Here is a 26,837-nt window from a genome sequence, read left to right as displayed (position 1 = left end):
CGCATGACCGCCGTAACCCTCCTGGCCTTTGCCGGGCTGTGCCTCCTTCTTTCCGTCACCCCCGGCCCGGATACGTTCCTGGTGCTGCGGATCTCGCTGCAGGGTGCCGGGGCCGGCCTGGCGGCGGCGCTGGGCTCGGCACTGGCATCCCTGATCTGGGCTGCGCTGGTCGGAGTGGGGCTCGCCGCAATCCTGGAGGACTCTGCGGAAGTGTTCCGCTGGCTAAAGATCGCAGGCGGGTTGTACCTGCTGTATCTGGGAATCTCGTCCCTGATCCGGGCCCGCCGCACATCAGCCTCCCCGGCGGCCGGGTACGCTCCCCGCCGGAGCTACAGCCGAAGGACCGGATTCGGAGCCGGCGCCTTCTCCACACTGCTCAACCCCAAGGTCGGCCTGTTCTACCTCGCCGTCGTGCCGCAGTTCATTCCGCACGGCGGCAACACGCTGGACACCGCCATGGTGCTTGGTGCCATCGAAAGCGCTATTGGTTTCCTCTACCTGGCGGCCGTGGCGGTCGCGGCAGCGAAGGCAATGGCCTGGCTGCAGCGCCCCCGGGTGAGCAGTTGGCTCGAACGCGGCAGCAGCGGCATCATCGCCGCGCTCGGCCTGGGCGTGCTGGCATCCAGCACCAGCTCGTAGCGGCGTTTCGTCGATCCTCGAAGGAGTCGATCCTCGAAGGACAGGTGAAGTTCCTTAGCCTGCAGCAAGGCCGACCCACTCAAGAGCGGCGCTCGCTATCTGTCTCCCTCCGCTGGGCCTTCAGCAGCCGCAGTCCGCTGGCCAACACGACCACGTGGCTGAACGCCTGGGGAAGATTGCCTAGGAATTCCCCGGGCACCCACCCGGCACCAAACGGCCCCGCACGGGACATGCCCCGCCCCGGCCCCGGCGAGTGGACATAAGACCACCATGCCCATCCCCGCGCCCCGCCGCGGAGCATGTCCAGTGGCTGCGGACCGCGTGCATGGCAGGATTCCCGTGCATCAGGTCCGGCGTGCTTCCAGGGTGGGCACGGCGCGGCGCGGCGCTACTGGGCCCTCTTGGCCCAGCCTTTCTCGTCAGGACCGCCCGACTCGCCATGTTCGCAGAGCTCAATGACTTTGTTCGACGCGGCGTGCACGGCCTCCTGCGTGCCCTTGCGGCCCTTGGTGGACGCCGTGCCCGCAGCGTAGCCCACGATGAACGCACTGATGGCGTCCGCATGCGGCCCGACGGCCTTGACCGACTCGTCTGCCACCTGGACGATCTTTTCGTGGTCGACTTCCAGGTCGAGGATCTGCAGCGCCTGGATCAGCCGGCTGCTCCAATGCCGCAGCGAGCTGTCTTCGTCTCGGGACAACGTCATTGCTACTCCTTCTCGCAGGGTGAATGGATCGTCTAACCCTCAAGGGGTAGCACCCACCCCCGGCGTTGCGCAACGCGACACAGCGGCAGGCAGCACAGCAGCAGCCGGCACAGCGGCAGGTGCCTCAGCTCCAGAGCGCCACATGGAACTTGGATCCCCGCCGCTCCAGCCCGCGTGAACCGCCGGGAGCCACCATGGCCGCGGTGGCGTCGGCGGTGCCGGCAAACCGTTGGAGGGTCCGCGCCATGGTGGTGGCCCGGCCGCGGTCCAGGGTACTGGCCCACCAGAGTCCGGAGATCGGTGTCCCGGCTACCGGCACACGGACCAGGGAGCCGCTGCGGATCTCAGCCCGGACAATATGCCCCAGCGCCAGCATGGTTCCCTCCCCGGCCCTGACGGCGGCCAGGGCCTCCGTTTCGCTGCTCAACCGGACAATCTCCGGCGCCACCGACTGGGCAGCCAGCCAGCGGCCCTCCTCGCTGGCCGCCTGGATGCCGGCGGGCCCGGCAAACCAGGGTCTGCGCACCAGTTCGGCCAGCGCTACCGGCCCGTGGAGGGCAGCGATCGGATGTCCGGCGGCCGCCACGACGATCCGCTGGTACCGCAGGAACGGGACGGACTCGATGCCCACCTCCCCAGTCCCGCTGGGAACGGAGCCGTTGCGGACGGCGGGCCTGGCCCCCAAAGCGATGTCATAGACGCGTTCCCGCATCAGCGAGGGAATGTCCTCGGCCGCCTCCACCACCACATCGACCGAGGCCCCGGGAACCCGGCGGGTAAAAAGGTCCAGCAGTCGTCCGGCCGCGTGCTCGGCAAACGGTGCCGTCGCCACGATTTTCAGCCGCCCGGTCTCGGTCTGGGCATGTGCCACCTCCCACCGCGCCCGGTCCGCCAGTCCCACGATGTCCTGGGCATGTTCGGCGAGGGCCCGGCCGCCGGGAGTCAGCGCAATCCCGCCGTGAGCTCGCACGAAGAGCGGGTCGCCCAGATCCTGCCTGAGTGCGGCGAGCGCCGTCGATACTGCCGGTTCGCTGACTCCGAGCTGGACGGCGGCCGCGTGGAGGGAACCCAGCTTGGCCACCAGGGCGAACGTCCGCAACTGTCCCAATGTCATCGCCACGGCTTCATAACCTTTCGCTTATGACGATATTGACAGCCCAGTAAGGCCGGGGCAAGACTGACCTCAATCCGGCGCTAGGCAGCCGCTACTCCACGCCGCCGGCCTTTCGGAGTGAGGTAGGGACTATGCAGATTCCGGCTCCATTTGACTACGTGCGCGCCACTACGGTGGAGAACGCCCTGGAACTCCTTGCCCGGTACGGACCCGAATCGCGGGTGGTGGCCGGCGGCCATAGTCTCCTGCCGATGATGAAGCTCCGCCTCTCCCGGCCCGAATGGCTGATCGACATCAATGACCTCTACGAGCTCGATTTCATCCTCCGTGACGGCAACAAGCTAAGGGTCGGCGCCCTGACGCGCCACACCACCCTGCTCGAGTCGGACGAGGTCGCCGGGCTGTTCCCCATCGTGCGGGACGCGGAGCGGGTGATCGCCGACCCCGTGGTCCGCAACCGCGGCACCATAGGCGGCTCGCTCTGCCAGGCCGACCCGGCCGAGGACCTCTCCACGGTGTGTGATGTCCTGGGCGCCGAGGCGGTGATCCGCGGACCAGGCGGCGAGCGCATCCTGTCCATGTCCGAGTTCCACCGCGGACCCTATGAAACCGCGGTCGGGCAGGATGAACTGCTCTGCGAAGTCAGGTTCGGCATCCGCCCCCGCTCGGGCAGCGCCTATGAAAAGGTCGAACGCCGGGTCGGAGACTGGGCAGTCGGTGCCGCCGGTGCCGCCGTCACCCTGACCGCGGACGGCACTGTCGACGACGCCGCCGTCGGGCTCACCGCCCTGGGCCTTGACCACCCCCTGGCCGGGGCTGCCGCGGTGTTCCGCGGCAGGCATCCGGACGAGGAGCTGTTCGCGGAGGCGGGCAGGCTGGCAGCGGAGGCCTGCAACCCGGTGGCTGACCAGCGCGGCCCCGTCGACTATAAGCGGCATCTCGCCGATGAGCTCACCCAACGGGTGCTGCGGCGGGCCTGTGCCCGCGCCGCCCAGACGCAGGAAGGCTGAAGCCGATGCAGATCAGCATGACCGTGAACGGCAGCGACGTCACGAGCGAGATTGAGCCCCGGGTGCTTCTGGTCCACTACATCCGCGAGGTCCTGGGCCTCACCGGTACGCACTGGGGATGCGACACAAGCAACTGCGGGACGTGCGTGGTCCTGATGGACGGGCAGCCCGTGAAGTCTTGCACCGTCCTGGCCGCCATGGCCGCGGGGCACGACATCCGCACTGTCGAGGGGCTGGCCACCGGCGGCACGCTCGACCCCGTCCAGCAGGGCTTCATGGAAGAGCACGGGCTGCAGTGCGGCTTCTGCACCCCGGGGATGATGCTCACGGCCCGCGCGCTGCTGGACAAGAATCCGCACCCGGACGACGCCGAGATCCGGCAGGCCATTTCCGGGCAGATCTGCCGGTGCACCGGCTACGCCACGATTGTCCGCTCGGTGCAGTGGGCCGCCGCCCATCCTGCCGGTCCCGGCCGGGACGACGCACCGGCTACCGACGAAGTGCTCGCCGGCACGGACACCGCCGTCCCGGATGTCGCGGCGGAGACAGAAGACACGGAGGTGAAGGCATGACCGTCATCCATGACCGGCAGTCAAACCCGGCCGCCGGCGACGAGGACCGCCCGATCGGCTACGGCCGTATCCAGCGGAAGGAAGACCCGCGTTTCGTGCGCGGCAAGGGCCATTACCTGGATGACATCGTGCTGCCGGGGATGCTGCACGGCGCCATCCTGCGGGCTCCGGTGGCGCACGCCAAGCTGGTGTCCATTGATACCACTAACGCCCTCGCGCATCCGAAGGTGGTTGCAGTCATCACCGGCAAGGACCTGCTGGGCCTGAAGCTCGCGTGGGCGCCGACGCTGTCGGCAGATGTCCAGGCCGTGCTGGTGACCGACAAAGTCCGGTTCCAGGGGCAGGAAGTCGCGTTTGTCGTGGCCGAGGACCGTTATGCCGCACGGGACGCCCTGGAACTGATCGACGTCGAATACGATGTGCTTCCCCCGCTGGTTGACGCCCGCAAGGCGCTCGATGCGGACGCCCCGGTGATCCGTGATGAGATCGAGGGCCGGACAGACAACCGGATCTTCGACTGGGAGATGGGCGACAAGGCCGAAACCGATGCGGTGTTCGCCTCCGCGGATGTTGTGGTCAGCCAGGAGGTCGTATACCCACGGGTCCATCCCGCACCGATGGAGACGTGCGGCGCTGTCGCCGATTTCGACGCCGTCAACGGCAAGCTGACGCTCTACGAGACCACCCAGGCCCCGCACGCGCACAGGACCCTGTTCGCGATCGTCGCCGGCATCCCCGAGCACAAGATCCGGATCGTCTCCCCCGATATCGGCGGCGGTTTCGGCAACAAGGTTGGGATCTATCCCGGCTACATCCTCGCCGTCGTCGGTTCGATCGTCTCCGGCCGGCCGGTCAAATGGGTGGAGGACCGCTCCGAGAACCTGATGTCGACCTCGTTCGCCCGGGATTACATCATGCAGGGCGAAATCGCGGCGACCAAGGAAGGCAAGATCCTCGCCCTGCGCACCCATGTGCTGGCCGACCACGGCGCGTTCAACGCCACCGCCCAGCCCACCAAGAACCCGGCCGGATTCTTCTCCATCTTCACCGGCAGCTATGACCTGTTGGCCGCCCACTGCTCCGTCACCGGCGTGTATACCAACAAGGCGCCCGGCGGGGTCGCTTACGCCTGCTCCTTCCGCGTCACCGAGGCCGTCTACCTCGTGGAGCGGATGGTCGACATCCTGGCCCGCAAGCTGGACATGGACCCCGCGGAGCTGCGGCTCAAGAACTTCATCAAGCCGGAGCAGTTCCCCTATGCCAACAAGACCGGCTGGGTCTACGACTCGGGCAACTACGAGGCCGCCATGCGCCTCTCGATGCAGCTCGCCGGCTACGAGGACCTCCGCCGCGAGCAGGCCGAAAAACGCGAACGCGGGGAACTCATGGGCATCGGGGTCTCCTTCTTCACGGAAGTTGTCGGGGCCGGGCCCCGGAAGCATTTCGACATCGTGGGTCTCGGCATGGCCGACGGCGCCGAACTGCGCGTGCACCCCACGGGCAAGGCCGTGGTGCGCATCTCGGTGCAGAGCCAGGGCCAGGGCCACGAGACCACCTTCGCCCAGATTGTGGCGGAGGAACTCGGCATCCCGCCGGAGGACATCGAGGTGGTGCACGGCGACACCGACCAGACGCCGTTCGGGTTGGGCACGTACGGCAGCCGTTCGACGCCGGTCAGCGGCGGCGCCGTCGCCCTTGTTGCACGGAAGGTGCGCGAGAAGGCGAAACTGATCGCCGGGGCGATGCTGGAGACCCGTCCCGAGGACCTCGAATGGGAAAAGGGCCGCTGGTTCGTCAAGGGCGACCCCAGCGCCGGTAAGACCATCGCCGAGATCGCCATGGCCGCCCACGGCACAATGACGCTGCCAGAAGGCGTGGACGGCAACCTCGACGCCGAGGTCACCTACGACCCGCCGAACCTGACCTTCCCGTTCGGCGCCTACATCTGCGTCGTCGACATCGATCCCGGCACGGGGCAGGTCAAGGTGCGGCGGTTCATCGCGGTGGATGACTGCGGCACCCGGATCAACCCGATGATCATCGAGGGCCAGGTGCACGGCGGGCTGACCGACGGCGTCGGGATGGCCCTGATGGAGATCATCGAGTTCGACGCCGACGGCAACTGCCTGGGCGGTTCCTTCATGGACTACCTGATCCCCACCGCAATGGAAGTGCCCGACTGGGAGACCGGCTTCACTGTCACCCCGTCCCCGCACCACCCCATCGGCGCGAAGGGCATCGGCGAGTCCGCCACCGTCGGCTCACCGCCGGCGATCGTCAACGCCGTTGTCGATGCCCTGGCGCCGTTCGGCGTCACACATATGGACATGCCCTGCACCCCGGCCCGTGTCTGGGCTGCCATGCAGGGCCGGGCCAGGCCGCCGATCTGATGGCCGCCACCGCAGGATCCCTGGCCGCCAGGGCCGATGAACTCGCCAGCCGCCGCGAGCCGTTCGTCCATGCCACGGTAGTCCGCGCCCAGCATCCGACGAGCGCCCACGCGGGGGACACCGCCCTGGTGCTGCCCAGCGGAGAGATCCACGGCTTTGTGGGTGGAAACTGCGTGGAGGAGTCGGTGCGCGAGTACAGCCGGCAGGTTCTGGCCACCCAGGAACCCCTCCTGTTGCGGGTGCTGCCCGGAGAACCGTCCCGGACCGCGGAGGAAGGCGCCGTCGAGGTCACCAACCCGTGCCTGAGCGGCGGGGCGATCGAGATCTTCCTCCAGCCGCGGATTCCGGCGCCCCGGGTCGTGGTGGTGGGCACGACGCCGGTGGCCCAGGCCCTGGAAACGCTCGGCTCCGGCGTCGGCCTCGAAGTCGAACTCACGGACGGCGAATCCGCCGATCCCCGCGGCGATGACGCGGCCCTGATTGTCGCCTCGCACGGAAAAGCGGAAGAGGGTGCGCTGGAAGCGGCCCTGCGGGCGGGTGTCCCCTACGTTGCCCTCGTGGCCAGCGCAACCCGCGGCGCCGCCGTCCTGGAATCCCTCGACGTCGACGACGCCCTGCGGCGGCGGGTGTTCACACCGGCCGGGCTGCAGCTCGGTGCCCGGACGCCCGGGGAAATCGCGCTGTCCATCCTGGCCCAGCTGGTCGGGGAACGGTCCAGGGCGCGCCGCGCCGCCCCGCCCCTTGCGGCGTCAGGGCCGGCCGAGCCGGGGCCACCTGAGCCAGGGCCGGCGAGCGCGGTCGACCCCGTATGCGGCATGTCCGTCCCGGCCCTCGAATCGTCCCTGCACCTGGTTCACGAAGGGGTCACCGTCTACTTCTGCTCGCCCGGCTGCCGGGCCGCCTTCCGCAAAGATCCGGAACGCTATGCCGTTACGATCTGACCCGTTGCGGGCGGCAGGAAGCCCCGGACCCCGGACCGCCGGCATCATCCTGGCCGCGGGCGGTTCCCGGCGCCTGGGCCGGCCCAAACAGCTGCTGCCCTACGGCGCGGGAGTGCTGCTCGATGCCGTCCTGGCGGCTGCCCGGGACTGCGCCTTCGGCCAGACGGTGCTTGCCCTGGGCGGCGCTGCGGCCGAGGTGGAGCGCACCGTCGACACCAGCGGCTGCGATGTGGTGCTCAACCCGGACTTCGGCGAAGGGTGCGCGTCCTCGATCGCCACGGCGCTCGCTGCCCTCCGTCCGGAGACCGACGCGGTCGTCCTGTTGCTCGGGGACCAGCCCGGTGTCCGGGCCGCGAGCGTCCGGGCAGTGCTTGGCGTCCTGCACGCTTCCGCGGGCGCCGCCGGCATCGCGGTGTGCCGCTACGACGACGGCGTGGGCCACCCCCTGGCGTTTGCCCGGCGCCTGCTGCCGGAGCTGGCCGCCCTGCACGGGGACAAGGCCGTCTGGAAGCTCCTGGAACAGCGGGCGGACGACGTCGTCGAGGTCCGTACGCCCGGCCCCGTCCCCCAGGACGTGGACACCGAGGAAGACTACCGGCGCCTCCTCGCCGGGCTTCAGGGGACCGTATGACGACGGCGGCGCGGGCCGGCGCTGAAGAGGACGTGCGGCGCCGGATCCCGGATGTCGGATCGCTGATGGCCGCGCTGGACCGGACCAACTACCTGGCCGACGTCGGCCTGGCAACGGCCCTGTTCCTGGCCGTCCGCCTGCCGCAGCCCATCCTGCTCGAGGGCGAGGCGGGAGTCGGGAAAACGGAGGCCGCGAAGGCGCTGGCCGAGCTCCTCGACACCCCGCTGTACCGGCTGCAGTGCTACGAGGGAATCGACGCCGGTGAAGCCCTCTACGAATGGAACCACCAGCGCCAGCTGCTCGGCATCCGGCTGGCCGAAGTCCGCGACACCGAGGTCACGGAAACTGACCTGTTTGCCTCCCAGTACCTGCTGCGGCGCCCGCTCCTGCAGGCGCTGGAGCATCCCGGCCCGCGGCCCGCCGTGCTGCTCCTGGACGAGATCGACCGCGCCGACGCCGAATTCGAGGCCTTCACCTTTGAACTGCTGGCCGAATCCGCCGTCACCATCCCGGAACTGGGCACAATCCGGGCCACCCATCCGCCCATCGTGATCCTGACCTCCAACCGGACCCGGGACCTTCACGACGCCTTGACCCGCCGCTGCCTCTACCACTGGATCGACTACCCGGGACCCGCCCGGATCGCCGAGATCGTGCGCCGCCGGGTTCCTTCCAGCAGCGGCCCGCTGGCCCTCCAGGCCGCGGCCGTGATAACCCGGCTGCGCACCCTGGACCTCGCCAAGCCGCCCGGGATCTCCGAGGCAATCGACTGGGTCTCGGCCCTGGCCGTGCTGGGGGTGGAACGGATCGACGCCGGCACCACCGAGCAGACGTGGGGCTCCATCGTCAAGAACCGCGATGACCTCGAACTCGTCGGCTCCCGCGGCGCGGCCTGGCTCGTGGACGGCACCGATGGCTGAAAACAACAGCGCGGCGCCCGCAGGTCCGCCACGGGTCGAGGCGGCCACCTTGTCCGCCGCGTTCGTCACGGCAATCCGGCGGGCCGGCCTGGCAACCTCGCCGGACCGGGCGGCGCGGCTGGCCGAGGCGCTCCACCTGATCCCCCCGGCCAGGCTTGAGCAGCTCTACTGGACCTGCCGCGTGGTGCTCGTGTCCGCGCGCGAACAGGTGCCGGTGTTCGATGCCGTTTTCGCGGCCGTGTTCGGCGGGAACACCGCCCCCGCCCACCCGGGCAACGTGCCCGGCCCGGCAGCGGTGCCGCCCGCACCGGCCCCACGGACCAGGCCCGCAGCGCCAGACAGCCGGACGCCCGGCACGGCCCCCGGCACCGCCGCCGGCACGCAGCAGCGGCCGCGCGTGGCCTCCCCGGGCCCGGACGGCTCCGCGGAGGACGGCCGCACTGACCGGGAGGCCGTCCTGGCCATGGTTTCCGCGGACGAACACCTGCAGGAGACATCCTTCGCCGAGCTTTCCGCCGATGAAGTAGCGGAGGTGCGGCGGCTGGCAGCGGCGCTGCAGCTCGCGACGCCGCTGCGCCTGAGCCGCCGCACGCGCACGTCGGCCCACAGCACGGCGAGCCTGGACGTCCGGGCGACAGTGCGCGCAGCCCGGCGGTCCGGGACCGACGCCCCACGGCTGCTGTATGCCCGCCGGCGCGGACAGCGCCGCAAACTGGTGCTGCTCTGCGATGTCTCGGGATCGATGGAGCCCTACTCCCGAGTCTTCGTATCCCTCCTGCAGGGCGCCGTGACCGGGGCCGGGGCCGAAGCCTTCGTCTTCTCCACCAGGCTGACCAGGCTCACTCGGCAACTGGCCCTGCGCGATCCGGACCGGGCCCTGGCCCGCGCCGCCGTCTCCGCGCCGGACTGGGCCGGCGGAACCCGGATCGCCGGCTGCCTCCGGCGCTTCGTCGACGAGCACGGCCGCCGCGGACTGGCGCGCGGCGCCGTCGTGGTGGTGTTCTCCGACGGCTGGGCGTACGAGGACCCGGAACAGGTCGCGGCGCAGATGGCCCGCCTGCGCCGGCTCGCCCACCGGATCATCTGGGTAAATCCGCGCAAGGCAGCCCCGCAGTACCAGCCCCTCGTGGGCGGCATGGCAGCGGCCCTGCCCTACTGCGACGCCTTTGTCAGCGGCCACAGCTACCGGGCCCTGGCGCAGATGGCGGCCGCCATTCGCGGTGGCGGCCCGCCATCACAGGACAGGCACGAACGAGCGAGAGGCAAGGAACCAGCCCATGCACATTGACAGCACGTTCTCGGTGGTCGCACCGATAAACCAGGTGTGGGACACGCTGATGGACTTTGAAAGGGTGGCCGGTTGCCTTCCGGGGGCCAGGATCCTGAACAAGCTCTCCGATGACGCCTACCAAGTGGGCATGACGGTAAAGCTCGGCCCGGTCACGATGCAATACAAGGGCCTGCTGAACGTCCTTGAACGAAATTCCACGGAACACCGCGCGGTCCTTGGCGGCAAGGCCCAGGAGACCCGCGGACAAGGCACCGCCGAGGCCACCGTCACCCTGGTGCTGGCCGAAGACGGCGCGGCCACACGGGGTTCCGTCAGCGCGGATCTCGCACTGTCCGGCAAGGCCGCGGCCATGGGCAAGGGGGTGATCGGCAGCGTCACGGAGCAGATGATGTCCCTGTTCGCGAAAAATCTGCAGGCCATGCTCACCGAGGCAGCACCTTCTGCGTCGGAAACCCCCGCGGGACCGGACCCTGCGGCTGTCCCGGAACCCACCCTGCAGCCCACCCCGGCGCCGGTCCCCGCGTCAGAGCCCGCCCTGGCTCCGGTCCCCGCGTCGGCTGCGCCGGCCGGCAGCCTGGATGCGCTGAGCCTCGCCAAGGGAATCGCGGCGGAGCAGCTGTCCAGCCCGGTGAAAGTCCTCGGCGTCGTCGCCGTCGTGGCGTGCATCGCCTACTGGGCCGGCCGGCGTTCGGCGTTCCGGCTGCTCCGGCTGTGCGGCAGGCTCTGAGGAGCGCCGATGCGTGATGTCCTTGCGGCCATGTTGCCTGACTGGCGAAGGGGTGCCACGGCAGGCCTGGCCACCGTCGTCAGCACTTTCAAATCAGCGCCACGGCTCCCGGGGGCGGCGATGCTGGTGACGGCCGACGGCGAGGCCGTGGGCTCCGTCTCCGGCGGCTGCGTCGAGGGGGCTGTGTACGAGCTCGCCACCCAGGTCAAGGACGACGGCGAGGCGACCCTGGTGCGGTACGGGATCAGCGACGACGATGCCTTTGCCGTGGGCCTGACCTGCGGTGGAATCATCGACATCTTCGTCGAACCTGTGTCCCGGCGCCGCTTTGCCGAACTCGACGCCGTCGCGCAGGACATCGCCGCGGGGCGCCGCGTGGGCGTCGCCACGATAATCGAACACCCGGATGCCGGCCGTGTGGGGCGGCACCTGGTTGTCAGGCCGGACGGTTGGGACGGTGACCTGGGCTCGGACCGGACCAACCGCGCCGTTGGCGACGACACCCAGGGTCTTCTCGCCGCCGGCCGGACGGGCATCCTGAACTACGGCGTGGACGGCGAGCGGCTGGACACCGGGATGCGCGTCTTCTTTGCCAGCTATGCGCCGCCGCCCCGAATGATCGTCTTCGGCGCCATTGACTTCGCCGCGGCGCTGGCGCGGCTGGGCGCGTTCCTGGGCTACCGGGTGACCGTCTGTGACGCGCGGTCCGTATTCGCGACGCCGGCGCGGTTCCCCGACGCCGCCGAGGTGGTCAACGCGTGGCCCCACCGATACCTGAGCGAGCAGTTCGCCCAAGGGCTGCTGGATTCCCGGGCCGTGCTCTGCGTCCTGACCCATGACCCGAAGTTCGACATCCCCGTCCTTGAGGTCGCTTTGCGCGGCAGCCCCGTGGCCTTTATCGGCGCCATGGGATCCCGGCGCACGCACGAGGACAGGATGGCGCGGCTGCGGCAGACGGGACTTACTGAGGACGAACTCTCCAGGCTCCACAGTCCTGTCGGCCTGGACCTGGGCGCCCGCACCCCGGAGGAAACGGCCGTGTCCATCGCGGCAGAGTTCATCGCCCAGCAGTGGAGCGGCAGCGGCGAGCCGTTGCACAAGCTCGGCGAGCGGATCCACCACGACGAACAGAATGTCGACGAGCAGCACGCGTAGCGTCAGATCGACTCCAGCCCAGCCAGCCGAACCACGATCTTCCCCCGGACATGGCGCCGGGCCAGGCGTTCCAGGGCGTCCGGGGTGTCCGCCAGCCCGACAGTCTCGATCGGCAGCGGGGCCAGCGAGCCCTCGGCGACAAGCCGCAGCAGCTCTGTCAGCATAAGCGCCAGGTCGGCCTGGTGGCCGCGGTCCCCGTGCGTGTACGCTGCCCCGAGAGCGATTTCGTGCAGGCTGGGAGCAATGCCAAACGGCTCGACGGTGTCCAGCGAAGGCCGCCCCGCAACCGCTGCCAGACCGCCCCCGTGACGGAGCAGATGCAGTCCCCGCTCCGCCGACGCCGGCGAGACCAGGTCCACAACGACGTCGAACCCGCGCTCCCCGGTGGCGGCGCGCAAAGCGGCCCCCAGATCCGTCCGGTGGTAATCCAATAACGTGTCCGCTCCAAGGCCGCGCACGTAGGCGTGGTTGGGCGCGGAGGCGGTGGCGATGACCGTGGCTCCGGCGGCGGCCAGTAGCTGTACCGAGAACCCGCCGACGCCGCCGGAAGCACCCTGGACCAGCGCATATTGGCCCCGTTCCGGCCGGAGCCTGCGCACGACTGCCTGGTACGCCGTCATGCCGGCGCACGGCAGGCTGGCGGCGACGGTCATGCTGACCTCCGGCGGTACCACCGCCATCACGGCGGCCGGTGCAGTGACATAGTCGGCCAGGCCGCCGGGGCGCCGCAGGTCCTGGTGCCACGCCACCCGGGTGCCAACCGGCAAGCGCGGATCCGGTGCGGGCCCGGCGTCGTGCACCACGCCAGCGATGTCCAGGCCCGGGATGTGCGGGTATGTCCAGAGCGGGTGTCCGCCGGACGCCAGTTGATAGTCGACCGGGTTGAGGGCAGCCGCGTCGACCCGCACCAGGACTTCGCCGACGCCGGGAACCGGCCGGGCCGCGTCGCCCACGCGCAGGGACGACGGCGGTCCTGGCCGGTCAAGGAGGAGGGCTCGCATCATTTCACCAATCCCCGGCGGCAGGTTCGGTCAGGATCTCAGCCGGCTCAGTGTCCGGCGGCGGCGGGGACGGCCGAGAGCAGTTCCCGGTACCTGGCAGTGTGCCGCTCGAGTCCGTCGCTGTCCACCCCGTGCGCCGAGTGCAGGATGAGTGGCTCGGCCATTTCCAGCCCGCACAGGTGTGCCGTGGCATCGAGGGGGCGGAGGAGTTCCTCCATCGTGAAGCGGTTGTAGCCCGCCTCCGCGTAGGACGCCTCCGGGCCCCCTGTCGAAAGCACCAGCTGGAGCCGCTTTCCCTGCAGGGCGTCTCCTCCCGTGCCGTAGGCAAAGCCGTACGTGAGCACCTGGTCCATCCACTCCTTCAGGACCCCCGGGACGGAGTACCAGTGCCACGGGAACTGCCAGACGATGGTGTCGTGCCCGCGCAGCAGCTCCTGTTCCCGGGCGGTATCGAACTGCCGGTCGGGGTGGGCGGCGGAGAGGTCATGCACCGTCACGTGCTCCAAGTCCATGATGGCCGAGGTGAGGTGTGCGGTGATCCGCGAGCTTTCCAGGTCGGGGTGGGCTACAAGGACGAGCGTGCGCTGTGGGGTCATGGAGGGTTCGTGCTTCTTTCAGAATCGGATTCGAGGCCGACCAGAGCCGAGCTGACATGCCAGAGGCGGTCAATATCGGACTGGCTGTAGCTGCGTTTTGATGATTTTTTAGGAGTGCTGTTGGCAAAGTACCGGCCGGTGACGTTGTCGAGCTCCGGCGCGGAGGCAAGGTATATCGAGGTCCGGGCGCCCTGCTCCGGGGTTTTCATCCACCGCTGCACCAGCGGGGTCAGGAACTCTTGCATCCGGCCCGGATCTTCGGCCCCGAACGCCGTCGCCACCACTCCGGGGTGGAGCACATTCGCGGTGACCCCGGTGCCGGAGAGACGTGCGGCGAGTCCGTACGTGAACAGGACGTTGGCCAGTTTCGACTGGTTGTACGCCCGCTGCCCCGAGTAGGCCCGTTCGGCCAGCAGGTCCGGGAAGTCCATGCGTCCCATGGCCTGGGCGCCGGACGAGACAGTTATGATCCGTGCCGGTCGGCTTTCCTTCAACCGTTCAAGGAGCAGGTTGGTGAGCAGGAAAGGGGCGAGGTGGTTAAGGGCGAAGGTGTATTCCAGTCCGTCGGCGGTGACGCGGCGGGTGTTCCAGAAGCCGCCTACGTTGTTGACCAGCACATCAAGGCGGTCCAGGGTATTCAATACCTCGTCGGCCAGTCTGCGGACTTCCTGCTGGGAGGAAAGATCGGCGATGAACACCTCGACGGGGGCCGAGGCCACAGCGCGGATCTCCTCAGCTGCCCGGGATGCCCTGTCAGCATTACGTCCGGTGATGGCAACCCGCGCACCCAGGACGGCCAGGCCAAGAGCCGTGGCCTTGCCGATCCCGCCGGTGCCTCCGGTGATCAGAACTGTCTTTCCTGCCATTGACAGCATTCGGTTCTCGCTCTCGGTGTTGGTTCGCCGGACAGATCTCGCGTTGGCCTAGACAGGTTTGTCTATACCGGGAACGAAGCTATCAGACAGAACTGTCTGTGCACAAGCCGCGGCCGGCCCAGGGCCACCGCGGGACATTGGGGCCGGCTGGCGGGCTCCGCATTGGCCGTCCGGGCGGCAGCCGGGCGTATGCTCTTGGAATGGCGAGATACTTCGATGTGCACCCCGAGAACCCCCAGCACCGTTCGATCCTCCAGGCCGTGGACATCGTGCGCTCAGGCGGCCTCATCGCTTACCCCACGGATTCCTGCTACGCCCTGGGCGCACAGCTGGGTAACCGGGAGGCCCTGGACCGGATCCGGACCATCCGGCAATTGGACGGCAAGCATCACTTCACTCTCGTCTGCAAGGACTTCGCCCAGTTGGGCCAGTTCGTCCAGATCGACAACGACGTGTTCCGCAGCATCAAGGCCGTCACGCCCGGCAGTTATACCTTCATCCTGCCCGCGACCAGGGAAGTGCCCAAACGGCTGCTGCACCCGAAGAAGAAGACTGTTGGCGTGCGCATCCCGGACAACCATGTGGTCCAGGCGCTGCTCGCTGAGCTTGGCGAACCGCTGCTATCGAGTACGCTGCTGCTTCCGGATGAGGACGAGCCGCTCACGCAAGGGTGGGAGATCAAGGAACGCCTGGACCACGTGGTGGACGCCGTGATCGATTCCGGCGACTGCGGTGCCGAACCAACCACGGTGATCGACTACTCCAGTGGTGTCGCGGAAATCGTCCGGCGCGGCATGGGCGATCCTTCCCGCTTCGAGTAACGGAGGACGCCGGCAACGGCAGGGCGCACGCTGCGGGCCGGGCCCAGCGACGTAGCGCCGGCCCCGGCTCAGCGGTAACGACTCAGCCGTAACGACTCAGCGGGGCAGGCTAGGCGGATTCCGCCGCGCTCGCCTGCCGGTTCCGCAGCCACCGACGCACGAGGTCGATAGCGGCGACGAGCCCGGCCAGGGGCGAGAGCACCGCTGCAGCGTAGACGAACATCATCCACGTCAGAGTGGTCACCGGGCTCTGGCGGGTGCTCAGGAGGGACAGTCCGCCGAAGAGGCCCAGGACCCAGAACAGGATGACTCCGGACAGCACAGCGGCTGCGGGGAAGTACTCGTTCGTGACGACTTTCTTCAAGGTTTCCATGGGCCCTCCTCACACCCGGCGGTGGGACAGCCCGCCAGGGACATTCCAAGTATGGGGCCCCGCACGGCGGAATTCCCCGAGAATCCCGGGCACGTGACGAAGCTAACGCCCCGGGGCCCGGCGGCAGCCATCCCTGTCGTCAATCTGGGGTGGCCGGCCCGTCGGTAACGGCCCTGCGGGGCTCAGACGGCGGCCCGGACGCGCTGGAGGAAGGAATCAAGCACCCGCCCGGCGTTCTCATGCATGCGCCGGGACTCCGCCGCCGGCAGCTGCCGGCCCTTGGGCCCGTTCAACCGCTCGCCCAGATAGAGCAGCGCCGCCAGCACCTCGGAGAGTTCGGAGTTGCTCTCCGCGCGCTGCCGCAGGAGCCGCAGATGAGCCTCCTGCAGGGCCGGACCGGGGGTGCAGCCAAGGTCGCGGTCGAAGAGCCGCCGGCAGCGGTCATACGCCGCGAGGCCCTCCGCCGGCAGGCCCGCCTGTTCATACGCTGTCACCAGTATCGTCCAGGCCCGCTCATTCAGGGGCTCCGCCCGAATGGCAGCCTGGACTAGGTTGACGGCGTCGTCAGGTTTGCCCAGCAGAGCCGCCGTTTCTGCCGCGAGGATCTGCAGCGCCACCTTCTCGGCTGCATGGCGTGCGCGCGCCTCTTCGGCCCAGTCGGAGGCAAGTTCGAACCCGAGCAGCGGCTCGGCGGAAATCTCCAGGGCCTCGAGCATCAGGGGGTACGCCTCATCCGGAGGCAGCTCGCCGGCGTCGCGGACCAGGTCACGGAACCGGAACAAATCGAGATCCACGAGCTTGGGGTCCAGGACGTAGCCACTGTTGGCTGTGCGGAGCGGACCGGTCTTGGTCTGCCCCGGCTGGATGGCGCGGCGGATACCGCTGATATAGCTCTCGAGGGTCGCGACGGAGCCGTCACTGGCTCCGGCGCCCCAGAGAAGATCGATCAGGCGGGTCTTGGACACGGGCGTGCCAAGGTTCAGGAGAAGAATTTCCAGTATGTGCCGCGGTTTGCAGCCGCCCATGTCGGCAGCGTTGAGCGCCACGCCGTCCCGGCGCACCTCGAATGATCCGAAGAGGCGGACCGAAATGGAGGGTGTAGTTTCCTTTGGGCTATCCACGATGTTCTCCGATTTCCCCAGGTAAAACGAACTGAATCGTCTGTGGAGAGCCGGATCAACATTGAAACCAGGCCATACTGAGACGCTGTTCCCTCCGGCTTTCCAATGACACCGTGACACGCCAGACAGGGCGCAACAAGGCATGCCGCTACCCGATCTTTCGCCCAAAGAAAGACGCGTACAGGCGTCAGTACCGTCGAGTAAGCGCGCGGCGCGGAGGGCAGGTGATTGCGGCGCCAACCAAGTAATTCCGCGGGCTGCCCCCATACGGACCCAAGTAGTTCAGCGCGTCAAGATTTGGGCCCGCGGGCGGGCAAGTTCCAGCCCGTGGAACCGCCGGTCCGGGCCGGGTTTCCTACTGGTTGTCGGTCATCTCGGCGGGCACCGCGACCAGGCGCAGGTCCGCGCCGTCCCGGAGCACGGCAAGGTCCAGCGGCTCCCCGATGGCCTCTGCGAACAGCAGCTTCTGCAGGCTCTCGGCGTTCGACACATACATCTGCCCGACCTTCAGGAGGATGTCGCCGGCCCGGAGCCCGGCCCGCTCGGCTGGCGAACCAGGGAGGACTTCGACCACGAGCAGGCCCTCCCTGCGGCCCGTCCGGACGACGGCGCTCGGCTGCAACTGGATCGGTGTGTTGACCAGGCCCAGGTAGGCCCGGCGGACGCGGCCGTCCTTGAGCAGCGAAGCGATGATCCGCCGGGACGTGGCGTTGATGGGAACGGCCAGGCCGAGTCCAACGCCTGCCACGGCCGTATTGATGCCGACGATCCGCCCGCGGGCGTCTGCCAGCGCCCCGCCGGAACTGCCGGGATTGAGGGCCGCGTCGGTCTGGATGACGTCCTCGATCACGCGCCGGCTCCGTCCGGACCAGACGGGGATCGAACGGCCCAGCCCGCTGACCACCCCGGCGGTGACGGAGCCGGCGAGCCCAAGCGGATTGCCCACGGCGATGACCAGCTGGCCGACCCGGAGGGACTCGGCGTCGCCCAGTTCGGCCGGCGCCGCAGTCGGTGCCCGGCCGTGGACCACGGCAAGATCGGAGAGCGGGTCGGCGCCCACCACGTCCACAGCCGTGCTGGTGCCGTCGGCGAAGACTGCATGGCCCGACTGGGCGCCGCCCACCACGTGGGCGTTCGTCAGCAGATAACCGTCCGTGGTGAACAGCACGGCCGAACCCGCACCGACCCTCAGCCTGCCGTTGCGCCCGTTGCCGGTCATTTCGAGAGCTGCGACGTGCTGGGTGACAGCCTCGGCCACGCGGATGACCGTTGCGGAATAGGAATCCAGCGGGTCTCCGGACAGATCGGATCCGGATACCCTGCTGATGGATGCGGCCACGGTGCACCTCCTGCTAACCGGTACTCATCCAAGTCAACCACCGCCGCCCCGGGAGTAGTCCTGGCGGGCCTACGCCGTCAGAGAAATACTCCGGATGAAGCGGCGCGGATGCAACAGTTCAGCCCGGCGCGGATCCGCGGCTAGGCTCGGACATAGATCCGCCCGACAGCCAGGAGAACCTACGTGACACCAGCGTCCGCTTCCCCCGCCCCGCTGCCCCTGCCGGGTCTGACCTGGGGCATCAAACGCAGCTTTTTGGACTACATTTCCGGACTCCCGGACGGTGCCGTTTCCGCGGCCGACGGCGCCACGGTCACCGCGTCCGGAGAGTTCTGTTTCGCCCCCGCCGGCTCCGAGTACGATCCTGCCAGCGGCACCGGCCTGCTGCGCTTCCGCGGCGACGTCCGGGTCGCCGGACACCACGGAATGATGTTCGTCCGGCTGCTGGATCCATGGGTCGAGTTCGCGGCCGGGCACGGGGTCCTGTCCATCAGCACGGGCGACGGCGGCGGGATGGACCGCTCGGATGTCGGCACCCTGCGTACTGCCGCGCCCCGCAACATGGAAGGGTTCCTCGTCTGGGAGCGCGTCGAGGTGGCGATATCCCAGGCCGGTTCGGAACTGTTCGACGGCCAGTACGCCGACGGCCAGGCGATGGACCCCCTCGTCATCCGGGTGCCGGCGTAACCAGGGTAGGGCGGCACCGGCGGTCGGCTGCCTTCCTCGCCGAACACGGCTGCCGTGCTGGGCACCTGTCCGTCCGTCTGCAAGGATGTGAACTGTCCTCGCGCCGTCGAGGACTGAAACTGGTCAAAGGAGACGCTCCATGGTTGAACCCGCCCTTGTAGCTGGCGGCGCAGACAGCGGGGTCCGCCGGCATGTGCTCCGGGCCCTGGCGGCGGCCCCGGGAATCGGGTGGGACGGCCCGGACCGGGCCGTCTTCGAAGAGCGCTTCGACCGCCATTTCCCGGTCCTGTTCCGGTTGTTCCACGATCTCTACGGCGCACGGCACGATTGGCGCGATCAGCTGACGGACCTTGTGATGGCATCTGCCCGCTCGTGGGCCGAGAGGCCTGCCGCGCTCAAGGGCCTCGACGCCGAACGGGAACACGACAGCGGCTGGTTCCAGTCCAACACCATGCTCGGCGGCGTTTGCTATGTCGACAGATACGCCGAGGACCTCGAAGGTGTCCGCGCCCGGATCCCCTACTTCAAGGAACTCGGCCTGACGTATCTGCACCTGATGCCGCTGTTCCTGGCCCCCGAACCGCACTCCGACGGCGGCTACGCCGTCTCCAGCTACCGCGACGTCAACCCCAGGCTGGGCACCATGCGGCAGCTGCGTGAGCTCGCCGCCGAGCTGCGGGCGAACGGCATCAGCCTCGTAGTCGATTTCATCTTCAACCACACCTCCGACGAACACGAATGGGCCCGGAAGGCGGCCGCGGGCGAGCCGGCCTACAGCGACTACTACTGGATCTTCCCGGACCGGTCCATGCCGGACGCATTCGAGCAAACCGTCCGCGAAATCTTCCCCGACGACCACCCCGGCTCGTTTGTCGATTTGCCGGACGGACGGTGGGTCTGGACCACGTTCCACACCTTCCAGTGGGACCTGAACTACGCCAACCCGGACGTCTTCCGGGCCATGGCCGGCGAGATGCTGTACCTGGCCAACCAGGGCGTGGACATTCTCCGGATGGACGCCGTCGCCTTCATTTGGAAGCAGCTCGGCACGCCTTGTGAGAACCTGCCCGAGGCCCACACCCTGCTGAAGGCCTTCAATGCCGTGTGCCGGCTGGCGGCGCCGTCACTGCTGTTCAAGTCCGAGGCGATCGTCCACCCCGATGAGGTGGCCCGCTACATCGACCCCGCCGAGTGCCAGCTCTCCTACAACCCACTGCAGATGGCCCTGATCTGGGAAGCGTTGGCCACCCGCGACGTTTCGCTGCTCTCCCAGGCCCTGGAGCGGCGCCACAATATCCCGGACGGCACGGCCTGGGTGAACTATGTCCGCAGCCATGACGACATCGGCTGGACGTTTGCGGATGAGGACGCCGCCGAGCTTGGCATCAATGCCTTCGAGCACCGACGGTTCCTCAATTCCTTCTACGTCAACCGTTTCCCCGGCAGCTTCGCCCGCGGCGTGCCTTTTCAGGACAACCCGCGCACCGGCGACTGCCGGATTTCCGGCACAACGGCGTCGCTCTGCGGGCTGGAGGGCGGAACAGCTGCGGCGGTGAACCGGATCCTGCTGGCCCACTCGGTGACCTTCAGCACCGGGGGCATCCCGCTGCTGTACCTCGGTGACGAGGTTGGCCAGTTCAACGACTACGCGTACGCCGCCGAGGATGGCCATGGAATGGACAGCCGCTGGGTGCACCGGCCGCACTACCCGGCTGCAGACTACGCACGGCGTGCGGAGCCGGAAACCCCCGCCGGGGCCGTCTTTGCCGGACTGCGCCGGATGGTGTCCGTACGGTCAGCGACGCCGGAGCTGGCCGGGACCCGGCTGGTCGGTTTCGACACGAAAAACCCTGGGGTCCTGGGGTACCAGCGTCCGGGAAATGGAACGCTGATCCTCGCCCTGGCCAACTTCAGCGACGGCTCTCAGGAAGTAGCGGCGGTGACACTCTCCGGCTTCGCGGCCGGCGCCGTCAACATCCTGACCGGCGCCCATGTGCGCCTCGACGCGGGACTGGTCCTGGACGCCCAGCAGTTCGTCTGGCTCAGGGTGACGCACCGGTCTTGAGGGGCTGGCCCGCGGCTCATCGGCGTGGCTTACCGGACGTAGCTTGTTGTGGGCGCCCGTTCCGCCGCCGCGCCGCTTCGCCCTGGTGTCGTGTCCGGCCGCACACTGGTTGAGGAGAGCGTGCGGCCGGAATCTGTGGACGAACGGCCCCGTGGCGGCCGGCGGCCGTCTTCTGCGGCCTATTTCCACTGTCCCGCATCCCGCTGAGAAGAGACTGAGAGCAGCCTCTCCCGGTGGGGCCGGGCGCGCGGTGACGCCAATGCGGCCGCGGTGGTTGTCCCGGACCACGCATTGACGCATTCTTGGAGCATGGCACTGGGCAAACGAGCCCCATCCGGCCCCGGCAGGGTCGAGATTCGTTGGGGCGTGCGGAAGCGCTCGACGGCGGTCGCCGTCGGCGTCGTAGCCGTCGCGCTGCTGCTCGGCGGCATCGTCCTTCTCGTCCTGTTGCAGGCCTCCCTGGCGAGGTCGAGCGACGCCGCAGCCCAGCAGAAGGCCCTGGATGTGATCGCCGAGATGGAGGACATGGACATCGAGGATGCCCGCGCCTACATCCTTGACACCTCGCATGCGGGCCAGTTCGTTCAGGTGCTGGATACCGAAGGGTACGTCCTGGCCAGCTCGGACCCCGAGGTCGCCAACTCCCCATTGTCAGCCCAGCGGCCCAGCCCGGGCCAGACGATGACCCAGGACGTCTCGAGCCTTCCAAGCATCGGGGACACCGACGACTACCACATCGTCACCGTGGGAGCGCGGACCGGAACGCTCAGCTACACGGTGGTGGTGGCCCAGGCCGCACAGATACAGGCGGACACCCTTTCCACCGTCGCGTGGTTCATGCTCGGAGCCACGCCGCTGCTGCTGGGCACCGTGGCCGTGTCCGTGTGGCTCCTGGTGGGGCGATCCCTCCGCCAGGTTGAGCGGATCCGTGGCCAGGTGGCCCGGATCAATGCCGAACGGCTGGATGGACGCGTCGACGTCCCGCCGACCAACGATGAAATCCACGCCCTGGCGCTGACCATGAACACCATGCTGGACCGGCTGCAGGCCTCGGACACAGAACAGCGCAGATTCGTCTCGGACGCCAGCCACGAGCTCCGCAGCCCGCTGGCCACGCTGAGGGCCGGAATCGAGATAGCAGCGGCCGACCCGACCGGGGCGATGTGGCTGCAGATGAAGGATGTCCTCTCTGAGGAGACGGCCCGCATGAGCTTCCTCGTGGAGGACCTGCTGACGCTGGCCAAAGCCAACGACGGCGGCCTGCGCGTGGAGCAGAAGGACGTCGATCTTGACGACGTGCTGGACCAGGAGATCCGCCGGCTGCGCTCCACCAGCCGGAACGAGATTTCGGCGGAGCTCGTTCCGGCACGGATCCGCGGCGACGCCCGCCGCCTGGCGCAGGTCCTGCGCAACGTCCTGGACAACGCCGACCGCCACGCCCTGTCCCGGATCGCCGTGAACCTGCACACCGCCGGGGACCGGGTCATCATCACGGTCGACAATGACGGCGACCCCATTCCGGAGGCGGACCGGGAACGGATCTTCGAACGGTTCGTCCGGCTCGATGGCAGCCGTTCCCGGGAAGGCGGCGGCAGCGGACTGGGCCTGGCCATCGCGGCGGGAATTGTGGCCGCCCATCATGGGAGCATCCGCCCGACGGACGGACCAGCGGGTCACTGCCGGTTTGAGATCGTATTACCCCTTCCGGAACCCGTGGAGCCGGCGGAGGTCACGCCTCGGGAATCTCGGCGGCACGGGGTTCAGGGATCGGGTCGGCGCTGAGCAGATAGCCCATGCCGCGCACGGTGGTCAGGCTGTGGATCCCGAACGGGACATCGATCTTGCGCCGAAGGTAGCCGATGTACACCTCCACCACATTGTTCGCGCCCTCGAAAGCCGGGTCCCAGACGTTTTGGAGGATTTCCGCCTTTGAGACGATCTGGTCATGCCGGCGCATCAGATAATGCAGTAGCCCGTACTCCCTGGCCGTGAGGCTGATGAGGGTATCGCCGCGGCGCACACTGTGGCTGACCGGGTCCAGGGACAGTGTGCCAAGCGTCATGATGACAGGCCTGGCGGGCGCTCCGCGCCGGATCAGCGCCCTGATCCGGGCCACGAGCACCAGGAAGCTGAATGGCTTGGTGAGGTAGTCGTCAGCGCCCAGGTCGAAGGCATCGGTCTGGTCGTATTCGCCGTCCTTGGCCGTGAGCATCAGCACCGGAGTCCACACTTTGCGTTGCCGCAGTTCCTTCAAAACGTCGTAGCCGTTCATCCGCGGCAACATGAGGTCCAGAAGGATGGCATCGTAGGCGTTCTCCAACGCCGCGGAGAGTCCCCGCACGCCGTCGTGGGCCACGTCGACGACGAAACCCTCATTCTTCAGTCCGCGGCGGACTGTCTCGGCCAGGGCGTGCTCATCCTCCACCATCAGAATCCGCAATCCGGCCCCCTCCCTTTGGGCCAGTATGGCCCTTCCGGGGCCGGGCTGGAAGGAACCTCGCGAGTCCGGTGGCAGGGTGGTGCCCGTAGCTGTTCGGTCAGGCCTGCTGGGGAGGGCCGAACAGCCAGCCCGAAACGTCGCTGCGCAGGACCACGTGCGGGCCTCCGGTGGAGCTGACGCTCCCGTTGGCAACGTAGTAGCCGCGCCCGGCTCCGGGACCGCCGGCCGCGCGGTCGATGGCGTCGGTCAGGCGCCGGGTCAGGTGACCGCTGGGGCCCAAGGAGCGCAGTTCATTGAGTTCATCCTGCGTGAGCCGTCCCAGCACTGCAGCAATATCGGCCATGGTGAATCCTCCCGACGGATGGTGCGGATGGTATCCAAGGTGGGATGGTGCCTAAAGAATCAGGCTAGGGCACGCAAATTAACGGCACATGACGCCCCGGTGACCAGTGGCGAACAGGGCGTGAAGGCCGGCGCCGCGGACGGCCGCCTTCGGGTGTCACGAGCGTCACTGCCGCGACTCCCCCGGTCCCCAGCATTTACACGGCGTCATGCTGTACGGTTCAATCCCGGAGATCCGGAAATCCGTGGGATCCCGACAGACACCGAACACACGCCCAGCAACTGAAATGAGTACCACCAGGTGGCAACCGATTATGACGAAGTACGCTCCGACGTCGCGGAATCCCGCAACGCTTCCCTGGAGGCGCTCCGTTCGGCGAATGCGCCTGACGCCCGAAGCGTTGTCCGCGAACTCGACGAGGCCGATACCTCCGAAGGCGTGGAACTGCCGGGAGCAGACCTGTCCGGCGAGGAACTGACCGTCACGGTCATCCCGCAAAAGGAGGACGAGTTCACCTGCTTTTCCTGCTTCCTGGTGCGGCACCGGTCCCAGCTGGCCAAGGAGAAGGCCGGCCACGCGTACTGCGCAGACTGCCTCAGCTAGAGCCCCCGGCAGGCGCTCCCCGCCGGGCCATCCGTCGAATACACTTCTGTCACATGCTTCACAATAGTGTCAGGAAGCCACCGAACGTGACCGGCCGGGGCAGGTTCGGCTACGCTCCTGATTGACGATGCGGCGATTGCCGGCACACGGCCGGAGGCTGATCATGCGTAAATCCAACAGCAGGTTGGCGGACCCTGCTGCTGCGTCCCCGTCGACCGCTGCCAACAACGCCAACGGACCGGAACAACGATCCGACGGCGGGGCGGCCAGGCCGGCTGAAGGACCGCCAGGCCCACGTGCCCGCACCGGCAAACCCGCCCGCGCAGGGAGCCTGCAGCGGGAATGGTCCAGGGCATTCATGCTCGTGCTCCTAGCCCTGTTGGCCGGGGCCGCGGTGACCCTGGTCGGCGTCCGTTTTGTAACGGACCAGATGCAGCACGCCGCGGCACAGCACCGCGTCGAGTCGGAAGCCGTCGCCGAGCTTCGGACCGGCCTTGAGACCCACGAACAAGCCGGACTTCAACTGTTGTCCGCAGGACCCGTAGATAAGACCGCCTTTTTGCGGCAACAAGAGGACGTCTCCGCCCAGTTCGATGCCGCGTCTGGGATGCTGCCGGAGGCGTACGGCATGCGGGCCACAATCCGCGAGGCCCGGGCCGCATGGCAGGAGGGACTGTCCGCGCACAGTCTCTGGGGAAGCCAGGTGGCCAGCGTCCACGGCAACCGAGTGGCGGAGGCACCGGCGTTCGCCGCATCCAGCGCGAAGGCCCGCGCACTGCTCGCCGACGTCCGGCGCGCTTCGCTCGACGCGCTGGAGGACGGCGTCGCCCATGGAACCGAGCTCCAGCAGACGGTATCGACCGTCCGCACGGCTCTCTTTGCGCTGGCCGCTTGCGGCGTGTTCTTCTTCCGCCGGCGGATGAGCAAGTACCTGATTCGCCCCGTGGAGCAGCTGCACCGCGGGGTCGTGAAGTTGCAGTCCGGTGACTACAGCCACCGGATCAGCGTTGTCCGCAATGACGAACTGGGCCAGCTGGCCGAGGCCTTCAATTCCATGGCCGCGACCGTGCATGACAACCATCTGGAACTGACCTTCCGCGCCTCGCATGACCCGCTCACGGGATTGGCCAACCGGGCGGTCCTCACCGAACGCCTCGCCGCCGTGTTCGACCCCCAAGCGAAGGACCCGGACGCTTCGGGCACCGGGCACTGGGACGGGCGTGAAGGCCTGTTGATCATCGACGTCGACGACTTCAAGGATGTCAACGACTCGCTGGGCCATGAGGGCGGCGACGCGTTGCTCATTCAGCTGGCCCAACGCCTGCGGGGCTGCGTGCGCGGACATGACCTCGTCGCCAGGCTGGGCGGCGACGAATTCGCGATCGTCGTCATGGATGACGGCGGCACGGCGACGGACGACGTCGCACGGCGCATCCAGGTCGCGCTGCGGGACCCGTTCTGCATCGATGACGTCCGGCTGAAGGTAACCGTCAGCATGGGCGCCGCCCAGCGCAGCGCCGGCACTGCAGATCCGGCCGAGTTGATGCGGCAGGCAGACTTCGCCATGTATATGGCCAAGCACGGCGGCAAAGGCCGCTACCAGCTTTTCGATGCCCGGGGCTATGACGAAATGACGTACCGCGCTGCTCTCCGGGCGGACCTCGCCACGGCTGTCCAGGCCGGGCAGTTGCGCCTTGACTACCAGCCCGTGGTGAATCTTGGCACCGGCGAAATCGCCGGAGTGGAGGCGCTGGTCCGCTGGGAGCACCCGACCCTGGGCCGGCTGGGACCGGCCGACTTCATCCCCTTGGCCGAGGAAACCGGCGAGATTGGCCCCATCGGCTGCTGGGTACTGGACACCGCAAGCCGTCACGTCGCCGGCTGGCGCCGGTCCCCCGGAACTGCCGAAGACTTCTGGGTCTCGGTCAATCTCTCCACCCTCCAGCTATCCAGCGACCGGAATCTGGCTGCCCTGGAGCGCATCCTGGCCCACCCCGCTTCGCAGGCTGACAAGGTCATCCTCGAGGTCACCGAATCGGCCCTGGCCACAAGCGCCGACGGCGGGGTGGCTGCGCTAAACCGGCTGAAGAGCTTCGGCGTCCGAATCGCAATCGACGACTTCGGGACCGGCTTCTCCTCGCTCAGCACGCTCGCGGCGCTGCCCGCGGACATTCTCAAGGTCGACCGCGCCTTCCTGTCCGGGCTGCCCGGGGACGCCCCGGCCGCGGCGATGCTCGAGGGCATCCTGGAAGTGGCCAGGAAACTGGACCTGGCCGTCATCGCCGAGGGCATCGAGCACACCGGGCAGCTGGATCTCCTGCGCTCGCTCGGCTGTGACATGGGCCAGGGCTTCCTGCTGGCCAGTCCCAGCCCGTCCCCGGTTCTCGTGGCGCTGCTGGCCTCCGGGGCGCGCCTGCAGCCACCGGCCGGCATGGACGCGGCGGCGACTGGCGCCTGAGCCAGCCGAAGGACCGGAC

At 68.4% G+C, this 26,837-nt stretch carries 26 protein-coding genes; 16 read left to right on the top strand and 10 right to left on the bottom strand.

The features are described from left to right. Window positions 1–3 precede the first annotated feature (3 nt). Complete coding sequence (locus ABH915_RS11565; protein WP_370121316.1) at window positions 4–639, top strand: LysE family translocator; 636 nt, start codon at window positions 4–6, stop codon at window positions 637–639. A gap of 388 nt (window positions 640–1,027) precedes the next feature. Here the strand turns inward: ABH915_RS11565 and ABH915_RS11560 are convergent, their stop codons facing one another. Both ABH915_RS11560 and ABH915_RS11555 read right to left on the bottom strand, forming a co-directional pair. Next, window positions 1,028–1,345 carry a DUF6457 domain-containing protein gene (locus ABH915_RS11560; RefSeq protein ID WP_018772821.1) on the bottom strand — a complete coding sequence of 106 codons (318 nt, stop codon included), beginning with the start codon at window positions 1,343–1,345 and terminating at the stop codon, window positions 1,028–1,030. 124 nt (window positions 1,346–1,469) lie between these two features. After that, window positions 1,470–2,459 (bottom strand): LysR family transcriptional regulator, encoded by a 990-nt coding sequence (locus tag ABH915_RS11555; protein ID WP_370124992.1) that lies wholly within the window; start codon window positions 2,457–2,459, stop codon window positions 1,470–1,472. A gap of 131 nt (window positions 2,460–2,590) precedes the next feature. On the opposite strand from ABH915_RS11555, the gene ABH915_RS11550 reads away from it, so the two are divergent. The 9 genes from ABH915_RS11550 to ABH915_RS11510 are packed head-to-tail and all read left to right on the top strand — an operon-like array spanning window position 2,591 to window position 12,096. Continuing rightward, the gene (locus ABH915_RS11550) at window positions 2,591–3,469 is read left to right on the top strand and encodes a xanthine dehydrogenase family protein subunit M (protein WP_370121313.1); all 879 of its coding nucleotides are present in this window, start codon (window positions 2,591–2,593) and stop codon (window positions 3,467–3,469) included. A gap of 5 nt (window positions 3,470–3,474) precedes the next feature. Next, a complete protein-coding gene (locus ABH915_RS11545; protein ID WP_370121310.1) occupies window positions 3,475–4,041 on the top strand; it encodes a (2Fe-2S)-binding protein in 567 nt (188 codons plus the stop codon). Next, window positions 4,038–6,431: an aerobic carbon-monoxide dehydrogenase large subunit gene (locus ABH915_RS11540; protein ID WP_370121307.1), complete on the top strand. Its 2,394-nt coding sequence runs from the start codon at window positions 4,038–4,040 to the stop codon at window positions 6,429–6,431. Before ABH915_RS11545 ends, ABH915_RS11540 begins: the two co-directional genes overlap by 4 nt. Then, a complete protein-coding gene (locus ABH915_RS11535) occupies window positions 6,431–7,372 on the top strand; it encodes an XdhC family protein (protein WP_370121304.1) in 942 nt (313 codons plus the stop codon). Before ABH915_RS11540 ends, ABH915_RS11535 begins: the two co-directional genes overlap by 1 nt. After that, the gene (locus ABH915_RS11530; protein WP_370121301.1) at window positions 7,356–8,003 is read left to right on the top strand and encodes an NTP transferase domain-containing protein; all 648 of its coding nucleotides are present in this window, start codon (window positions 7,356–7,358) and stop codon (window positions 8,001–8,003) included. The genes ABH915_RS11535 and ABH915_RS11530 overlap by 17 nt, the downstream gene beginning before the upstream one ends. Next, window positions 8,000–8,923, top strand: coding sequence for an AAA family ATPase (locus ABH915_RS11525; protein WP_370121298.1), 924 nt, complete (start codon window positions 8,000–8,002; stop codon window positions 8,921–8,923). The genes ABH915_RS11530 and ABH915_RS11525 overlap by 4 nt, the downstream gene beginning before the upstream one ends. Next, the gene (locus tag ABH915_RS11520; RefSeq protein ID WP_370121295.1) at window positions 8,916–10,211 is read left to right on the top strand and encodes a VWA domain-containing protein; all 1,296 of its coding nucleotides are present in this window, start codon (window positions 8,916–8,918) and stop codon (window positions 10,209–10,211) included. Before ABH915_RS11525 ends, ABH915_RS11520 begins: the two co-directional genes overlap by 8 nt. Continuing rightward, a complete protein-coding gene (locus ABH915_RS11515) occupies window positions 10,201–10,941 on the top strand; it encodes an SRPBCC family protein (RefSeq protein WP_370121292.1) in 741 nt (246 codons plus the stop codon). Before ABH915_RS11520 ends, ABH915_RS11515 begins: the two co-directional genes overlap by 11 nt. Window positions 10,942–10,950: 9 nt before the next feature. Further along, complete coding sequence (locus ABH915_RS11510) at window positions 10,951–12,096, top strand: XdhC family protein (protein WP_370121289.1); 1,146 nt, start codon at window positions 10,951–10,953, stop codon at window positions 12,094–12,096. Between the two features lie 2 nt (window positions 12,097–12,098). Here the strand turns inward: ABH915_RS11510 and ABH915_RS11505 are convergent, their stop codons facing one another. Genes ABH915_RS11505 through ABH915_RS11495 form a run of 3 tightly spaced genes read right to left on the bottom strand, consistent with a single transcriptional unit; the run spans window position 12,099 to window position 14,559 of the window. Next, window positions 12,099–13,100 carry a zinc-binding dehydrogenase gene (locus ABH915_RS11505; RefSeq protein WP_370121286.1) on the bottom strand — a complete coding sequence of 334 codons (1,002 nt, stop codon included), beginning with the start codon at window positions 13,098–13,100 and terminating at the stop codon, window positions 12,099–12,101. A 44-nt stretch (window positions 13,101–13,144) separates the two neighbouring features. After that, complete coding sequence (locus ABH915_RS11500; protein ID WP_370121283.1) at window positions 13,145–13,693, bottom strand: NAD(P)H-dependent oxidoreductase; 549 nt, start codon at window positions 13,691–13,693, stop codon at window positions 13,145–13,147. Continuing rightward, window positions 13,690–14,559, bottom strand: coding sequence for an SDR family NAD(P)-dependent oxidoreductase (locus tag ABH915_RS11495; RefSeq protein ID WP_370121280.1), 870 nt, complete (start codon window positions 14,557–14,559; stop codon window positions 13,690–13,692). Before ABH915_RS11495 ends, ABH915_RS11500 begins: the two co-directional genes overlap by 4 nt. Window positions 14,560–14,768: 209 nt before the next feature. Between ABH915_RS11495 and ABH915_RS11490 the strand changes: the two genes are divergently transcribed. Beyond that, entirely contained in the window at window positions 14,769–15,389 is a 621-nt protein-coding gene (locus tag ABH915_RS11490; RefSeq protein ID WP_370121277.1) for an L-threonylcarbamoyladenylate synthase, read from the top strand. 109 nt (window positions 15,390–15,498) lie between these two features. On the opposite strand, the gene ABH915_RS11485 is transcribed toward ABH915_RS11490, so the two are convergent. The 3 genes from ABH915_RS11485 to ABH915_RS11475 form a co-directional block, all read right to left on the bottom strand. Further along, window positions 15,499–15,762, bottom strand: coding sequence for a hypothetical protein (locus tag ABH915_RS11485; RefSeq protein ID WP_026536676.1), 264 nt, complete (start codon window positions 15,760–15,762; stop codon window positions 15,499–15,501). Window positions 15,763–15,944: 182 nt separating this feature from the next. Continuing rightward, complete coding sequence (locus tag ABH915_RS11480; RefSeq protein ID WP_370121274.1) at window positions 15,945–16,883, bottom strand: BTAD domain-containing putative transcriptional regulator; 939 nt, start codon at window positions 16,881–16,883, stop codon at window positions 15,945–15,947. Between the two features lie 355 nt (window positions 16,884–17,238). Continuing rightward, the gene (locus ABH915_RS11475; RefSeq protein ID WP_370121272.1) at window positions 17,239–18,222 is read right to left on the bottom strand and encodes a S1C family serine protease; all 984 of its coding nucleotides are present in this window, start codon (window positions 18,220–18,222) and stop codon (window positions 17,239–17,241) included. A gap of 183 nt (window positions 18,223–18,405) precedes the next feature. On the opposite strand from ABH915_RS11475, the gene ABH915_RS11470 reads away from it, so the two are divergent. The 3 genes from ABH915_RS11470 to ABH915_RS11460 all read left to right on the top strand — a co-directional run bounded on the left by ABH915_RS11470 (window position 18,406) and on the right by ABH915_RS11460 (window position 22,756). Next, the gene (locus ABH915_RS11470; protein ID WP_018772803.1) at window positions 18,406–18,909 is read left to right on the top strand and encodes an HtaA domain-containing protein; all 504 of its coding nucleotides are present in this window, start codon (window positions 18,406–18,408) and stop codon (window positions 18,907–18,909) included. Window positions 18,910–19,048: 139 nt separating this feature from the next. Next, a complete protein-coding gene (locus ABH915_RS11465; protein WP_370121268.1) occupies window positions 19,049–20,974 on the top strand; it encodes an alpha-amylase family protein in 1,926 nt (641 codons plus the stop codon). 309 nt (window positions 20,975–21,283) lie between these two features. Continuing rightward, window positions 21,284–22,756, top strand: coding sequence for a sensor histidine kinase (locus tag ABH915_RS11460; RefSeq protein WP_370121265.1), 1,473 nt, complete (start codon window positions 21,284–21,286; stop codon window positions 22,754–22,756). Here the strand turns inward: ABH915_RS11460 and ABH915_RS11455 are convergent. Both ABH915_RS11455 and ABH915_RS11450 read right to left on the bottom strand, forming a co-directional pair. After that, window positions 22,704–23,414: a response regulator transcription factor gene (locus tag ABH915_RS11455; RefSeq protein ID WP_043422215.1), complete on the bottom strand. Its 711-nt coding sequence runs from the start codon at window positions 23,412–23,414 to the stop codon at window positions 22,704–22,706. The two genes, ABH915_RS11460 and ABH915_RS11455, sit on opposite strands and share 53 nt — an antisense overlap. Window positions 23,415–23,511: 97 nt before the next feature. Continuing rightward, a complete protein-coding gene (locus tag ABH915_RS11450) occupies window positions 23,512–23,757 on the bottom strand; it encodes a hypothetical protein (RefSeq protein ID WP_018772799.1) in 246 nt (81 codons plus the stop codon). 300 nt (window positions 23,758–24,057) lie between these two features. On the opposite strand from ABH915_RS11450, the gene ABH915_RS11445 reads away from it, so the two are divergent. Together ABH915_RS11445 and ABH915_RS11440 are read left to right on the top strand one after the other, a co-directional pair. After that, the gene (locus ABH915_RS11445; protein WP_018772798.1) at window positions 24,058–24,360 is read left to right on the top strand and encodes a DUF4193 domain-containing protein; all 303 of its coding nucleotides are present in this window, start codon (window positions 24,058–24,060) and stop codon (window positions 24,358–24,360) included. A gap of 163 nt (window positions 24,361–24,523) precedes the next feature. Beyond that, the gene (locus ABH915_RS11440) at window positions 24,524–26,818 is read left to right on the top strand and encodes a putative bifunctional diguanylate cyclase/phosphodiesterase (protein ID WP_370121260.1); all 2,295 of its coding nucleotides are present in this window, start codon (window positions 24,524–24,526) and stop codon (window positions 26,816–26,818) included. Window positions 26,819–26,837: the final 19 nt, after the last annotated feature.

Origin of the sequence: Arthrobacter sp. MW3 TE3886, from assembly GCF_041262145.1 — a bacterium.
Taxonomy (GTDB): Bacteria; Actinomycetota; Actinomycetes; order Actinomycetales; family Micrococcaceae; genus Arthrobacter.
This window is presented reverse-complemented; position numbering and strand designations above follow the sequence as displayed.

What these genes read in the sequence shown, in the direction of transcription:
- ABH915_RS11460 (WP_370121265.1), top strand. Translation starts at nt 21,284, where the DNA reads ATGGCACTGGGCAAACGAGCCCCATCCGGCCCCGGCAGGGTCGAGATT.
- ABH915_RS11550 (WP_370121313.1), top strand. Translation starts at nt 2,591, where the DNA reads ATGCAGATTCCGGCTCCATTTGACTACGTGCGCGCCACTACGGTGGAG.
- ABH915_RS11440 (WP_370121260.1), top strand. Translation starts at nt 24,524, where the DNA reads ATGCGTAAATCCAACAGCAGGTTGGCGGACCCTGCTGCTGCGTCCCCG.
- ABH915_RS11540 (WP_370121307.1), top strand. Translation starts at nt 4,038, where the DNA reads ATGACCGTCATCCATGACCGGCAGTCAAACCCGGCCGCCGGCGACGAG.
- ABH915_RS11465 (WP_370121268.1), top strand. Translation starts at nt 19,049, where the DNA reads ATGGTTGAACCCGCCCTTGTAGCTGGCGGCGCAGACAGCGGGGTCCGC.
- ABH915_RS11500 (WP_370121283.1), bottom strand. Translation starts at nt 13,693, where the DNA reads ATGACCCCACAGCGCACGCTCGTCCTTGTAGCCCACCCCGACCTGGAA.
- ABH915_RS11510 (WP_370121289.1), top strand. Translation starts at nt 10,951, where the DNA reads ATGCGTGATGTCCTTGCGGCCATGTTGCCTGACTGGCGAAGGGGTGCC.
- ABH915_RS11525 (WP_370121298.1), top strand. Translation starts at nt 8,000, where the DNA reads ATGACGACGGCGGCGCGGGCCGGCGCTGAAGAGGACGTGCGGCGCCGG.
- ABH915_RS11545 (WP_370121310.1), top strand. Translation starts at nt 3,475, where the DNA reads ATGCAGATCAGCATGACCGTGAACGGCAGCGACGTCACGAGCGAGATT.
- ABH915_RS11555 (WP_370124992.1), bottom strand. Translation starts at nt 2,459, where the DNA reads ATGACATTGGGACAGTTGCGGACGTTCGCCCTGGTGGCCAAGCTGGGT.
- ABH915_RS11450 (WP_018772799.1), bottom strand. Translation starts at nt 23,757, where the DNA reads ATGGCCGATATTGCTGCAGTGCTGGGACGGCTCACGCAGGATGAACTC.
- ABH915_RS11565 (WP_370121316.1), top strand. Translation starts at nt 4, where the DNA reads ATGACCGCCGTAACCCTCCTGGCCTTTGCCGGGCTGTGCCTCCTTCTT.
- ABH915_RS11535 (WP_370121304.1), top strand. Translation starts at nt 6,431, where the DNA reads ATGGCCGCCACCGCAGGATCCCTGGCCGCCAGGGCCGATGAACTCGCC.
- ABH915_RS11505 (WP_370121286.1), bottom strand. Translation starts at nt 13,100, where the DNA reads ATGATGCGAGCCCTCCTCCTTGACCGGCCAGGACCGCCGTCGTCCCTG.
- ABH915_RS11485 (WP_026536676.1), bottom strand. Translation starts at nt 15,762, where the DNA reads ATGGAAACCTTGAAGAAAGTCGTCACGAACGAGTACTTCCCCGCAGCC.
- ABH915_RS11520 (WP_370121295.1), top strand. Translation starts at nt 8,916, where the DNA reads ATGGCTGAAAACAACAGCGCGGCGCCCGCAGGTCCGCCACGGGTCGAG.
- ABH915_RS11560 (WP_018772821.1), bottom strand. Translation starts at nt 1,345, where the DNA reads ATGACGTTGTCCCGAGACGAAGACAGCTCGCTGCGGCATTGGAGCAGC.
- ABH915_RS11495 (WP_370121280.1), bottom strand. Translation starts at nt 14,559, where the DNA reads ATGGCAGGAAAGACAGTTCTGATCACCGGAGGCACCGGCGGGATCGGC.
- ABH915_RS11490 (WP_370121277.1), top strand. Translation starts at nt 14,769, where the DNA reads ATGGCGAGATACTTCGATGTGCACCCCGAGAACCCCCAGCACCGTTCG.
- ABH915_RS11530 (WP_370121301.1), top strand. Translation starts at nt 7,356, where the DNA reads ATGCCGTTACGATCTGACCCGTTGCGGGCGGCAGGAAGCCCCGGACCC.
- ABH915_RS11515 (WP_370121292.1), top strand. Translation starts at nt 10,201, where the DNA reads ATGCACATTGACAGCACGTTCTCGGTGGTCGCACCGATAAACCAGGTG.